This window comes from Halovivax gelatinilyticus (assembly GCF_024300625.1).
Classification (GTDB): domain Archaea; phylum Halobacteriota; class Halobacteria; order Halobacteriales; family Natrialbaceae; genus Halovivax; species Halovivax gelatinilyticus.
This window is the reverse complement of record NZ_CP101322.1, coordinates 229,325-242,606: the sequence shown is the minus strand read 5'-3', so window position 1 is coordinate 242,606 and position 13,282 is coordinate 229,325. Positions and strand designations below refer to the sequence as shown.

The 13,282-nt window shown below is 62.8% G+C and carries 11 protein-coding genes; 6 read left to right on the top strand and 5 right to left on the bottom strand.

The features are described from left to right. Nucleotides 1-28: 28 nt before the first annotated feature. The gene (locus NKH31_RS01075) at nucleotides 29-397 is read left to right on the top strand and encodes a DUF8055 family protein (protein WP_254863286.1); all 369 of its coding nucleotides are present in this window, start codon (nucleotides 29-31) and stop codon (nucleotides 395-397) included. Nucleotides 398-534: 137 nt separating this feature from the next. Here NKH31_RS01075 and NKH31_RS01070 read toward each other — a convergent pair whose 3' ends face one another. The 5 genes from NKH31_RS01070 to NKH31_RS01050 form a co-directional block, all read right to left on the bottom strand. Further along, a complete protein-coding gene (locus tag NKH31_RS01070; protein ID WP_254863285.1) occupies nucleotides 535-729 on the bottom strand; it encodes a cold-shock protein in 195 nt (64 codons plus the stop codon). 231 nt (nucleotides 730-960) lie between these two features. Continuing rightward, a complete protein-coding gene (locus NKH31_RS01065; RefSeq protein WP_254863284.1) occupies nucleotides 961-1,428 on the bottom strand; it encodes a hypothetical protein in 468 nt (155 codons plus the stop codon). Between the two features lie 236 nt (nucleotides 1,429-1,664). Continuing rightward, nucleotides 1,665-2,111: a UPF0179 family protein gene (locus NKH31_RS01060; RefSeq protein ID WP_254863283.1), complete on the bottom strand. Its 447-nt coding sequence runs from the start codon at nucleotides 2,109-2,111 to the stop codon at nucleotides 1,665-1,667. A 67-nt stretch (nucleotides 2,112-2,178) separates the two neighbouring features. Continuing rightward, nucleotides 2,179-2,406, bottom strand: coding sequence for a hypothetical protein (locus tag NKH31_RS01055; protein ID WP_254863282.1), 228 nt, complete (start codon nucleotides 2,404-2,406; stop codon nucleotides 2,179-2,181). A 57-nt stretch (nucleotides 2,407-2,463) separates the two neighbouring features. Continuing rightward, complete coding sequence (locus NKH31_RS01050) at nucleotides 2,464-2,859, bottom strand: DUF5820 family protein (RefSeq protein WP_254863281.1); 396 nt, start codon at nucleotides 2,857-2,859, stop codon at nucleotides 2,464-2,466. Nucleotides 2,860-3,444: 585 nt separating this feature from the next. Here NKH31_RS01050 and NKH31_RS01045 point away from each other — a divergent pair. From NKH31_RS01045 to NKH31_RS01025, 5 genes are all read left to right on the top strand, one after another. After that, nucleotides 3,445-5,520 (top strand): PrkA family serine protein kinase, encoded by a 2,076-nt coding sequence (locus NKH31_RS01045; RefSeq protein ID WP_254863280.1) that lies wholly within the window; start codon nucleotides 3,445-3,447, stop codon nucleotides 5,518-5,520. Then, a complete protein-coding gene (locus NKH31_RS01040) occupies nucleotides 5,517-7,805 on the top strand; it encodes a PrkA family serine protein kinase (RefSeq protein ID WP_254863279.1) in 2,289 nt (762 codons plus the stop codon). Before NKH31_RS01045 ends, NKH31_RS01040 begins: the two co-directional genes overlap by 4 nt. Beyond that, on the top strand, nucleotides 7,796-9,118 hold the full coding sequence (locus NKH31_RS01035; protein ID WP_254863278.1) for a YeaH/YhbH family protein: 1,323 nt from the start codon (nucleotides 7,796-7,798) through the stop codon (nucleotides 9,116-9,118). Before NKH31_RS01040 ends, NKH31_RS01035 begins: the two co-directional genes overlap by 10 nt. Before the next feature lie 57 nt (nucleotides 9,119-9,175). Further along, nucleotides 9,176-12,376 carry a SpoVR family protein gene (locus tag NKH31_RS01030; protein WP_254863277.1) on the top strand — a complete coding sequence of 1,067 codons (3,201 nt, stop codon included), beginning with the start codon at nucleotides 9,176-9,178 and terminating at the stop codon, nucleotides 12,374-12,376. An 86-nt stretch (nucleotides 12,377-12,462) separates the two neighbouring features. Continuing rightward, on the top strand, nucleotides 12,463-13,179 hold the full coding sequence (locus tag NKH31_RS01025; protein WP_254863276.1) for an SDR family oxidoreductase: 717 nt from the start codon (nucleotides 12,463-12,465) through the stop codon (nucleotides 13,177-13,179). Nucleotides 13,180-13,282 lie beyond the last annotated feature (103 nt).

Sequence of the window (13,282 nt, the reverse complement as noted above, 5' to 3'; positions counted from 1 at the left end):
CGCTTCCTCTGGCGGGACCCAGTTTTCTATGTCTCACGGATCACAAATCGCCGCATTCGCCCGTCAAGCAGCGCGAGATCGTGCGCGGGTTCGAGAGCGAGCCCTCGGCGAGTGCGATCCGGACGAGGCCGAAGCGTACCTTCGTGACGGGGCCGGTCGGGCGATATGGCTGTACGTCGAAGGCCGGACGGGCGGCCGGCTCGTTCGGTTTTCGCCCGCGGAGTTCGACGCGCTAGAGCGGGCGATGAACGACTGGTTCGAGTGTTACGCCCGGTGTTACGGCGTCGAGATCGACGCGTCGTTCACGCTCCGGGAGGCCGCGGAGTTGTTACTCGAGACGCGCAATATTCACGACGTCGGTCAGTTGCTGACTGGCGTCCCCGATCGGTCACCCTGAGCGGTTTCCGGCCGACGTGGTGGCGACTGAACCGATGTGTATTCCGTCGATCGGGAGCCGGTCACCGAACCAGCTGTCGCTCGTCGATCGGTGTGTCTTCGAAAATTGGTGTCGACTGAAACGCTAGAGCGGCCGTGTTACAGGCGTTCGACGTTCGTCGCGCGGGGGCCCTTGGGGGCCTGTTCGATGTCAAATTCGATCTCGGTGCCTTCTTCGAGGTCCGGGCCGCCAACGTCTTCCATGTGGAAGAAAACGTCATCGTCCGCGTCGTCCGTCGAAATGAAGCCGTAACCGCCTGTGTCGTTGAAGAAATCAACTTTACCGTTTGCCATTGCGTCTTAGGAGAGAGTCGGGGCACGGATAAGGGTTGCGTGGGTCGTGCTCACGTGCGGGTACGTCCGGTGACCAACCGGCTGACTCGGTTCGTTCGAACGTTCGATTGCGGTCGGCCCGGTGCGTTCTGACGTTCTATTGCCACCGATTCGGTGAGTTCGGGAAGTCTGTCGTAGTCGACTTCGTTGAGTCTGCCGTCGAACGGCCGGTTCAGTGTTCACGAGACCGTGTCAGTCGCCAGTTCGAACTCCGATTGCTGTGGTGTCGTCTCCGTCGGGTGCGGCGGGGACGGATTCGAGCGCGCGGTGTGCGTAGAACGCGACGGAAAAGTCCTGGGGGCTCGGGATCGCACAGGCCAGCCAGCCGAGTGCGAAGGCGGAAAAGAGGGGCTGTTCGGGCGAGGGGGCCAGACCGGAGAGCGCGAGGCCGAACACCGGAATCGCGAGCGCGAGCGGTGCGAGGGCGGCTACTTTTAGCGACCAGGCAGGTGTGGCGGCCGTCGGGTTCGGGTGGACGACGGCCCAGGGGCAGCTCGTGAGCCAGCGGAGGGGGGACGAGTCTCGGTCGGGGAGGAACGTCACCGTGTACTCGGTACCTGTCAGGCGGAGGACGCCGGCGTGTGCCCACTCGTGGGCGAGGAGGCCGGAACCGACGCCGGCGGCGAGTACGGCGACGAGCAGGGCGGTTGTGGTAGCCATCTGAAGGTGCGAGTCACGGCGGTGAGGGTGTCCACGCGACCGTGTACCTCGCATCGGATGGTGGTGGTGGGACTGAGAAACAACTCGGGGTGTTCAAATTGCGACGTTAAGTACGTTGTTCGGTTCGAAAACCGAACTATCCGGATTCGATGAGAACGGTTCGAACCAGTGTGCAGTGGCTCGTCGCTGGCTGTGATCGGTACGAATCGGTGCAGGGAACGTCCCGGTCGATCTGGTTACCCGTCGGGATCCAGTTCGACGGTCGTGAGCGATCGATCGAGGTGACAGATTTCGTGCGGTGGATCGCCCTCGATACGTACGACGCGGGCCGACTCACCGTGTTCGACTCCGTTCGGTTCACAGAGCGAGTGACTCGGGCATTCGACGTACGGACACGGCCCGGCGAGCGTCGCCGTGGCTCCCGCGAACGTGCCGTCGGTTGGGACGTTCGCCCGCACGGTAGTCGATTCGACTTCGACGGCGCGAACGCCCTCGTCGTGGACCGCACAGGGGAGCAACTGGGCGTTGTCTCTGACGTCGGTGACACGGTATCGCCGCCCGACCTCTAGCGTGAGACACTGGCTTCGGTAGGGACACCCCGCACAGGCCTCGGCTTCTCCCTCGTAGACGAACTCCGTCCCGGGTTCGGCCAGGCGATCACCGAGGAGGGTGATCGTAGACATCGGCCGACCTACTCGGTCCGGAAGGTTAAGCCCACGGGTATTCCATCGATGTCGACGGCGAGTCGCCTCACAGTACCCGCTCGCTCGGCGTCGCTAGCAGCCCCCAGCCGAAACAGAGGAGACCGACGAAGACGAGAAACACGCCGGCTGGAGTGACGGCGTAGAGGAGCGGAACGCTGAGTCCGAGACAGATACCGCCGAGATCCTTCGCGGAGCCGCCTGGATCGTACCCACAGGCCGGACACGGTTCGACGTCCGGCGGGATCTCTTCGTCGCAGCGACGGCAGACGTACATCCGCTTGAGAGTCGGTGATCGACGCTAATGAACGTCCGGGTCAGCCGAGCGGGGCCGTTAGTTCCGTCCGGTCAACTCGTCTAGCCGGTCTAGGTAGTGCTCGCGGGGAATCTGATACGCCTCGCGATAGTCGAGTTCGCCGTCGGCGAACCGGGCGAGGAGCGAGCGGGCGAACGATTCGGCGTCCGACCGGGACTCGAACCGGTGCACGTCGTCGACGTACACCTCCGGTTCGAGGTAGAGCGTGACGAACCAGTCGTCGGTCGTCGTGCGATCGGTCGGGTTCTGTCCGGGTCGGCGCGTCTGCGTGCCCGGGGTGAGATAGCAGACGGGGAGACAGGGGGCGGGGTACTCGTCGCCGTCGAATACGTCCGGTCGGTAGGCGTAGACGGTGCGGCCGTCGTCCTCGGCCGTCCAGATCTCCCACCCATCGGCGAGTCCGTTCGACGTCATGAGTCGCCGTACGCACGGCGGACGTATAAGCGGTCGCGGAGACCGATCGATCACGGAATCATACGCAGTACGGTGATCGGTCGGTCACGGAACCTCCGCCGCTTCGGTCCGACTCCGCGTGCGATCGATGCGCGCAGGTGCAGGCTCTCGAACTAAGTACGCGTCGCCAGTTGCGTGAACTGGTGGAACACGCACGTTTCAGTACCCGGATAGAACGGCCGGAAAATTGTTCTGCTAAATACTTGTTGGGGTCAAGCTTATATAGCTTGATTACAATCATATTAAACACCATCGGTATCCGTCCGCCGAATGGTGGCGTTCCGGACGACCTGCTCTCGTCGGAGCGTCGGAGGTCCACAATGTGTGTACGCCCCTCGCCGCCCTCGACGGTTCGACCGCGTTTCCAGCGGCAGGTCAGTTTGTTAGACAATAACACTCAATCACACGTCCGATGCGGCGGGCCTATGACCGACGGATACCCGTTCTCGGGGTCGTTTCGGCCCGGAGCATTGGACGATTTCTCCGAGTCGATCGTCAGCACTCGCCCCGGAGCGATCGACGGCACCCGACCCACCCTGTGATACCATGACCGGTGACACCGACACGCTCGAACAGATAAGTACCGCCTACCAGCAATCGATGCCAGCCGACCTTCGCGATTCGAAGCCGTTCAGCTGGTACTTAGACGAAGTCACGGCCGATCCGAAGATCGCCCGCAACGCCCACCAGCGGGTCGCGGACATGTTCGACTTCTATGGAACCAGTTACGACGAGTCGCGCGGGGTCGTCGAGTATCACCTCGCCTCGATCGATCCGCTCGGCGACGGCGAGAACACGTTCTACGGTCGCGTCGTCCACCAGGCGATCCACGAATTCGTCAACAAGGTAAAGTCGGGGTCGCGCCGGCTCGGACCGGAGCGACGAATCAAACTCCTCCTCGGCCCCGTCGGATCGGGGAAATCACACTTCGATCGACAGCTCCGTCGGTACTTCGAGGCGTACACGCTCCAGGATGAGGGTCGGATGTACACCTTCCGCTGGACGAACCTCTGTGACGTGATCAAAGACCAGGATCCGGCCGACGACGTCGTTCGATCGCCGATGAATCAGGATCCGCTGGTCTTGCTCCCGTTAGAACAGCGCCAGGAGGTGATCGACGCGATGAACGAGTCTCTGGACGCCCCGTATACGATCCAGAACGAGCAGGCGTTAGATCCCGAGAGCGAGTTCTACATGGATCGGTTGCTCGCGAAGTACGACGACGATCTCAAAGCCGTCCTCGAAAACCACGTCGAGATCGTCAGACTCGTCGCCGACGAGAACAAGCGCCAGTGTCTCGAGACGTTCGAACCCAAAGACAAGAAGAATCAGGACGAGACCGAACTCACCGGCGACGTCAACTACTCGAAGATCGCCGTCTACGGCGAGTCCGACCCGCGGGCGTTCGACTATTCCGGCGCGTTCTGTAACGCGAACCGGGGCATCTTCTCGGGTGAGGAGCTGTTAAAACTCCAGCGCGAGTTCCTCTACGACTTCCTGCACGCGACGCAGGAGCAGACGATCAAACCGAAGAACAACCCCCGGATCGACATCGACCAGGTGATCGTCGGCCGGACGAACATGCCCGAGTACAAGGACAAGAAGGGCGACGAGAAGATGGAGGCGTTCAACGACCGCACGAAGCGGATCGACTTCCCGTACGTGCTGTCCTACGAGGACGAAGCGCGCATCTACGAGAAGATGCTGGAGAACGCCGACGTCCCCGACATCGACGTCGAACCGCACACGCTGACCATGGCGGGGCTGTTCGGCGTTCTCACGCGGATCGAGGAACCTGACAGCGATCGGATCGACTTACTCGCGAAGGCCAAGGCGTACAACGGAGAGATCGACGAGAGCGAGGACGTCGACGTGAAGAAGCTCCGCGAGGAAGCCGACCAGGTCGCCGAGATCGGCGAGGGGATGGTCGGCGTCTCCCCGCGGTTCATCGGCGACGAGATCGCCGAAGCGATAATGGATTCGAAACACCGCGGCCGCGAGTACCTCTCGCCGCTGACGGTGTTCAACTTCTTCGAAGAGAACGTAGAACACCACGGCTCGATCCCGGAATCGGAGTTCGACACCTACTACCGCTATCTCGAGCGCGTCCGCGAGGAGTACCGCGAACGAGCGATCGAGGACGTCCGCAACGCGCTGGCCTACGACGTCGAGGAGATCCAACGACAGGGTGAAAAGTACATGGATCACGTCATGGCCTACATCGACGACGCGACCATCGAGGACGAGCTCACGGGTCGAGAGCAAGAACCGGACGAGACCTTCCTTCGGGCCGTCGAAGAGGAACTCGACATCCCGTCCGATCGGAAAGAGGACTTCCGACAGGAAGTCTCGAACTGGGTGTCTCGGCGCGCCCGCGAGGGCGAGGCGTTCGATCCGACCGACAACGAGCGGCTCCGACGCGCCTTAGAACGCAAACTCTGGGAGGACAAAAAGCACAACATCAACTTCTCGGCGTTGGTCAGCGCGGGAGAGATCGACGACGACGAGCGCTCCGCCTGGATCGACGCGCTGATAGAACAGGGCTACTCGGAACCGGGGGCCAAGGAGGTGCTCGAGTTCGCCGGCGCCGAGGTGGCCAGAGACGAGATCGAGGAGCAATGAGCCGTGGAACCGACTACGTCGCGGACGCAGATCGAACCCTCGAAGAGACCTACGAGGAACCGATGGACATCGAGTCGTTCGTCGACCACCTCTTCGAACGCCCGACCGTCGCCGCCCACGCCTCGAAGTACGTTCTCGACGCGATCGAGGCGGCCGGTACGCGAACCGTCCTCGAAGAGGGCGAACACCGCGAGCGCTATCGGTTCTTCGACGATCCGTACAACGACGGTGAGCACGCCGTCCTCGGAAACACCCCGGTGCTGAACGCGTTCGTCGACGACCTCCGGGCGATCGCGGCCGGTCGGGGGAAAGAAGAGACCATCATCTGGTTCGAGGGGCCGACCGCGACGGGCAAATCCGAGTTCAAGCGCTGTCTGATCAACGGACTCCGCGAGTACTCGAAGACGCCAGAGGGTCGGCGATATACGATCGAGTGGAACGTCCGGACGGCCTCGGCCGAGGACCGAGGACTCAGTTACGGCGTCGACCCGACCGCGACCGACGACGAACACTGGTTCGAGAGCCCGGTCCAGACCCACCCACTCTCGGTCTTTCCCGAGCCGGTGCGCGAGGACATCCTCTCGGGATTGAACGAAAACGTGGGCGATCACGTGCCGATCCGGGTCGACACCGGACTGGACCCGTTCTCGCGGGAGGCCTACGACTACTTAGAAGAGCGCTACCGACGACAGGGGACGGACTCGCTGTTTTCGGCGATCACCGACGAGACCCACCTTCGGGTGAAAAACTACGTCGTCGACGTCGGGAGCGGCATCGGCGTCCTCCACGCCGAGGACGACGGCACGCCAAAAGAACGGCTCGTCGGCTCCTGGATGCACGGCATGCTCCAGGAACTCGACTCCCGCGGTCGGAAGAATCCGCAGGCGTTCAGTTACGACGGCGTGCTATCGCAGGGAAACGGCGTCCTGACCATCGTCGAGGACGCCTCCCAGCACGCCGACTTGCTACAGAAGCTGCTCAACGTGCCCGACGAGCGGACCGTCAAGCTCGATAAGGGGATCGGAATGGACGTCGACACGCAGCTGCTGATTATCTCGAATCCCGACCTGGAGGCGCAACTCGACCAGCACGCGGATCGAAACGGTCTCGACCCGTTGAAGGCGCTCAAACGCCGGTTGAACAAACGACGATTCCACTACCTGACGAACCGATCGATGGAGGCCGAACTCGTCCGCCGGGAGTTGACGAACGAAACGTCCGTCTGGACGACCACCGATCCTGACGAACTCGCCCGGAAGGTCCGCCAGCCACTTTCGATCTCGATCAAGGACGAAACCGGCTCCGTCAGAGAGCGCGAACTCGCCCCGCACGCGATCGACGTGGCCGCGCTGTACGCCGTCGTGACGCGCCTCGCGAGCGACGATGTCCCCTCGGATCTGAATCTGGTCGACAAGGCGCTCGTGTTCGATCAGGGGTATCTGCAGGTCGGCGACGACCGCGTCGAGAAGGAGGAGTTCGAGTTCGACGACGACGCACCCGACGGGACCCACGGCATCCCGGTAACGTACACGCGCGACGTTATCGCCGAACTCCTCCAGGACGACCGAGATCGGTACCACCCGACGCTCGACGTCGAGGACGTGGTGATGCCGAGCGACGTGATCGACGCCATGGTCGAGGGGCTGTCTGCCGAACCGCTGTTTTCGACCGGCGAGCAATCCGAGTTCGAATCGCGGGTCGTCCCCGTCGCCGAGTACGTCTTCGAACGCCAGGAGGCGGACGTGATCGAGGCGATCTGTCACGACCAACGCGTCGACGAGGAGACGGTCTCGGAGTACGTCGAACACGTCTACGCGTGGGAGACGGGCGAATCCCTCGCCGACGAGCGCGGCGATCCGATCGAGCCCGATCCGCTGAAGATGAAGCTCTTCGAGGTCGAACAGCTCGGCCGCTTCGACGAATCGGACTACGAGGCCAACCGGCCGACAGACGAGGTCTGCCGGTTCCGCCGGGAGAACGTTATCACGGCGCTGAATCGCTACGCCTGGGAACACCGCGACGAGGAGTTCTCCGCCAGCGACGCCGACCTCACCGCGATACCCGTCCTCACGGACGTCCTCGAGAGCCACGACTGGGACGACGTCCAGCGTCACTTCCCGGATCTGGACCCGGCCGCCTGGGACGACCCGCCGAGTGACACCGAGACCGAGCGGGTGAAAGAGGCGACGATCGACCACCTGGTCGACTCGTACGGCTACTCGCGCGCGTCGGCCGAACTGACGAGTCGACACGTCATGCGCGAGGTGACCGCACGATGGGGCTGAAAGACGACCTCGAACGGTTTCGTACGGTCGGCGAGGACAACCGCGCCGACCTGTCCGACTTCATCCAGTACGGCGATCTGGGCCGCAGCGGCGCGGACGAGATCAAGATCCCGGTCAAGATCGTCTCGCTCCCGCAGTTCGAGTACGACCGACGCGACCGGGGCGGGGTCGGTCAGGGTGAAGACGGCGCTCCCGACGTCGGACAGCCGGTTGGCCAGCCGCAGCCGCAGCCGGGCGACGGCGAGGAAGATGGCGAGCCGGGCGAAGAGGGCGGCGATCACGAGTACTACGAGATGGATCCCGAGGAGTTCGCCCAGGAACTCGACGAGGAACTCGGACTCGACCTCGAACCGAAGGGAAAGACCGTCGTCGAGGAGACGGAGGGGCCGTTCACCGACATCACCCGCTCCGGTCCGGACAGCACGCTCGACGTCGAACGCATGTTCCGCGAGGGACTGAAGCGAAAGCTCTCCATGGCGTTCGACGAGGACTTCGTTCGCGAGGTTTGCAAGGTCGAGGGGATCTCGCCCCGGGAGGTCTTCGAGTGGGCGCGCGAACAGCATTTACCGGTCTCGATGGGCTGGATCGAGCGGGCCCACGACGAGGTCGCCGACGAGCGGGGCCGGTGGTCGTCGATCGCCGAAGTCGAATCGTCCGTCGACCGCGAGCCGATCAACCAGCGCATTCGCCGCGACGGTATCGGACACGTCCCGCTCAGACGCGAAGACGAGCGCTATCGTCACCCCGAAATCGTCGAAGAGCGCGAGCGAAACGTTGTCGTCGTCAACATTCGCGACGTATCGGGGTCGATGCGCGAGACGAAGCGAGAACTCGTCGAACGCGTGTTCACGCCGCTCGACTGGTACCTCACGGGGAAGTACGACACCGCGGAGTTCGTATACATCGCCCACGACGCCGAGGCCTGGGAGGTCGACCGATCCGACTTCTTCGGGATCCGATCGGGTGGCGGGACGAAGATATCGAGCGCGTACGACCTGGCGGCCGAGGTCCTCTCTGAGTACCCGTGGAGCGACTGGAACCGGTACGTCTTCGCGGCCGGCGACTCGGAGAACTCCTCGAACGATACGGGCGAGCGCGTGATTCCGATGATGGAAGAGATCGACGCGAACCTCCACGCCTACGTCGAGACCCAGCCGAGTGGGAACGCGATCAACGCGACCCACGCTGAGGAACTGGAGAAACACTTCGGTGCCGACGCCGAGGACGTCGCCGTCGCGTACGTCAACTCGGCCGACGATGTCGCCGACGCGATCTACGAGATACTGAGCACGGAGAGTGACGCCAATGAGTGAATTCACCACGGGCGGACGGTGCTATCGCCGACCGATCGACGAGTGGGGGACCGACCGATGAGCGACTCAGACCGCATGCGAAAGCGAGCGATCGCAACCGATCTCGAGCAACCGGTTCGAGCCGCTCGCGAACTCGCCGAGAGGCTTGGATTGGAGCCGTACCCGGTCAACTACTGGATCGTCGACTACGACGAGATGAACGAGCTGATCGCCTACGGCGGGTTCCAGCGACGCTACCCGCACTGGCGGTGGGGAATGCAGTACGATCGCCAGCGAAAGCAAGACCGCTACACCGGCGCCAGGGCGTTCGAGATCGTCAACAACGACAACCCATCGCACGCGTTCTTACAGGAGTCGAACTCGCTTGCCGATCAGAAGGCGGTGATCACCCACGTCGAAGCCCACGCCGACTTCTTCGCGAACAACGAGTGGTTCGGCCTGTTCACCGACGCTCGATCCGACGCCGACGCCGTCGACGCGGCCGCGATGCTCGAACGTCACGCCCGTACGATCGAAGCCTACATGTCCGACCCCGAGATCGATCGCGGCGAGGTCGAACGCTGGATCGATCACGTTCTCACGCTCGAAGATACGATCGACCAGCACCGAACCTACCGCGAGCGACTGGTTCGCGAAACCGACCCCGAAGAGCTGGACGACGACCTCCGCGAGAAACTGGAGGCGCTCGAACTCTCGCCCGAGGTGACCTCACAGGTGTTCGACGACGAGTGGCTCGACGCCCGCGAGGCAGACGCCGAACGGGACGGTGAACCGAACACGCCCGAATCCGACGTCCTCGGGTTCGTCCGCGAGTACGGAAAGCAGTACGATCGCGAGGAAGACCGAGCCGTCGAGATGACCGACTGGCAGCAGGATATCCTCGAAATGCTGCGCGAGGAGGCGTACTACTTCGCCCCGCAGAAGATGACGAAGGTGATGAACGAGGGGTGGGCCTGTGTCGCTCCGGACACGCCCGTATTTACCACCCAGGGATTGGTTCGGATGTCGGAGGTCGTCGACGAACACCCCACCGTGTCCGACGGAGAGGCCGCACAGGCGGTCTACGACTCGAACGTAATCCCGGACCACGATACGGTCACGATCGAAACGCGTCGCGGATTCGAACTCACCGGGTCGAACAACCATCGAATTAGACGCCCTGACGGATCGTGGGTCCGACTGGACGAACTTGACCTCGGCGACGAAATCGAAATTTCTGGCGGGAACGGCGTCTGGCCGTCGTCATATGCCTCGATCGGGTGGGAGCCGGCGGAGTACATCACGCTCGACGACGTGGCTGAGGAAGCCGGGGTATCTGTCTGGACGGTCCTTAGATACCGACGCACTGGCCGGGCACGGAAGTCCGACGCAATCGAACAAGCCCTCGAACAGTACAACGGGGAGCGACAGGACCTCGCACAGCGAACACCGATTCTCGTTCCGAACGTCGTGGACGAGTCGTTCGGACGCTTCCTCGGCCTTCTAGTTGGTGATGGACACGTGTCGTCCGCTGCCGGACAGGTCGGCTTTACAAACGCAACTCGGGCACATGCCGAAGAGTTCGCCGGGCTGGTCGACGAGCTGTTCGGGGTCGAGCCAACTGTCGAGCAACAGGGATCCAGATGGCGCGTCTATTGTTACTCTCGAGCGCTCGTAGACTGCTTGCTCGAGGAACTTGGTCTACCTGATGGTAAGGCCGCGTCGGTCAAGACGGTTCCCGAGCACATTCTCCGATCACCGAAACCGGTCGTAGCGGAGTTCCTCCGTGGACTCTTCGACGCGGACGGCCACGCCGGGCAGCAAGGAGCGATCCTCTCGACGTCGAGTTCGGACCTGAGCCAGACGGTACTTCTTCTCTTGACGAACTTTGGGATCCTCGGTCGTCGGCGCGAGCAATCAGATGGCTGTTACCACGTCCACGTAACCGGCCGATCGGCGAATCTGTTCGCCGAGGAAATTGGGTTCGGATACGACAGGGAGTCGAACGCGCTGGAATCGTACGTGGACGCGCTTTCGTGGTTCGAAGCTGAGACGTGGACCGACGAAATCGTCTCGGTCGAGACGTCGTCCGGGACGGTGTACGACATCTCCGTCGAAGAAACGCATCGCTACGCCGCAGCTGGGCTGATAAACCACAACTCCTACTGGGAGTCGAAGATGATGGCGGACGAGGCGTTCGCTGGCGACGACGAGGTCTTCGAGTACGCCGATCACATGTCGAGCGTGCTGGCGTCGCCGGGACTCAATCCCTACAGTCTCGGAGTGAAGCTCTGGCGCTACATCGAGAACGTAACGAACCGGCGCGACGTCGTCGAACAGCTCCTGCGAGTCGAGGGCATTTCCTGGCGGACGTTGCGCGACGAGGTCGACTTCGAGGACGTGTTGACTCGGCTCGAACCGCCGGAACCGATCGCTTCTATCTCGGATGGCTCGCTCGACGAACTCGAGTCGGTGCCGTCGACGTGGGTCGATCAGGACGCCCTCGCCGCGGCACGGGCGGGCGACATCGACGTCTACCGCCACCCGTGGCGCGTACTGACCTACGAGGGACTCGCCCGACGACAGTACTCGCTCGTCAAACCGGCCAACCGGGGCGTCCTCTCGCGAATCTCGCGGGACGAACTCGAGCGGATCGATCGCTACCTCTTCGACGACGCACGCTACGCCACCGTCGACGAGGCGGTAGAACACGTCACGTTCACCGCGGGCTGGGATCGACTGTACGACGTCCGGGAGAGTCACAACGACGTCACGTTCTTAGACGAGTTTCTCACGCCGGAGTTCATCAGAACGAACGACTACTTCACCTACGAGTACTCGCGCGCGACGGGTCAGTTCCACGTTGCGAGCACCGACCCCGACGACGTCAAACGTAAACTTCTCTTACAGTTTACGAACTTCGGGAAGCCCACGATTACCGTCGCCGACGGCAACTACGCCAACGCCGGCGAACTCCTCTTAGAACACGAGTACAACGGCATCGAACTCGACTTCGCGCAGGCCCAGGACGTACTCGAGCGACTGTTCGAACTCTGGGGTCGGCCGGTGAACTTGCTGACGATCAGAAAGGAGATCGACGACCACGACGTCGAGGTCGCAAAACGGCGCAACCGCGAGCCGACGCCCGAAGAACGTGGAATCCTGCTGCGCTACGACGGCGAGCAGGAGTCGGTCCAGCGCGTCGAATGGGATGCCGTCTCGCACCTCGCGGCGGACGACGTCGATTACGATACGAAGCCCGAGGAGTGGCTGGCCTGAACTCACTGTGATCGTCGGTCGACGGTAAACACCGGCTGCGTCGTTCTCCCCCGTGATTGATCACCACGCCCGGCGTACCTCGTCGTATGTCACGAGCGGCCACCTTCGACTTCACCGACACGGTCACGATCGTCACGGGCGCTGCCGGCGCCCTCGGTAGCGCGGTCGTCGAACGCTTTTCGGCCGACGGATCGACTGTCTGTGGGATCGACGTCGAGGCGCCCGATTCGGCGGACACCGAACTCGATCCGGACGACGTCGGCCACTTCTACCGGGCGGACCTGACCGACGAGGGCGACGTCGAACGCGTCGTCGACGAAATCGTCGACGAACACGGACGGATCGACCACCTGTCAAACGTGGCCGGCACCTGGCGCGGCGGCCAACCGATCGAGGAGACGCCACTTTCTGAGTACGAACTGCTCATGGACGTCAACCTGAAGACCGCGTTTCTGACCTCGAAACACGCCCTTTCTCACCTGCAGGCGGCCGATGGAGCCATCGTCAACGTCAGCGCCCGTTCGTCGCTCGAAGGCGGCGAGGGCGACGGACCGTATCGAATCTCGAAAGCCGGAATCCGACTGCTCACCGAGACGCTCGCCGAGGAGAACCGGGGAACGGTTCGGGCAAATTGTGTGATGCCGAGCGTGATCGACACGCCGATGAACCGCGAGATGCTGCCCGACGCCGATCACGACTCGTGGGTCGATCCGTCCGAGATCGCCGACGTTTTCGCGTTTCTCTGCAGTGATGGCGCGAGCGTGACCAGCGGCGCTGCGGTGCCGGTCTACGGTGACGCCTGATCGGGGTGGAGCCCGGACCGCATCGAAGGTTCGCTTTTGAAGAGGGATCGGTACCTGTCTCGTCCGGGTAGCTGAGCGATAGCGTCGGATTACTCTCACGTCC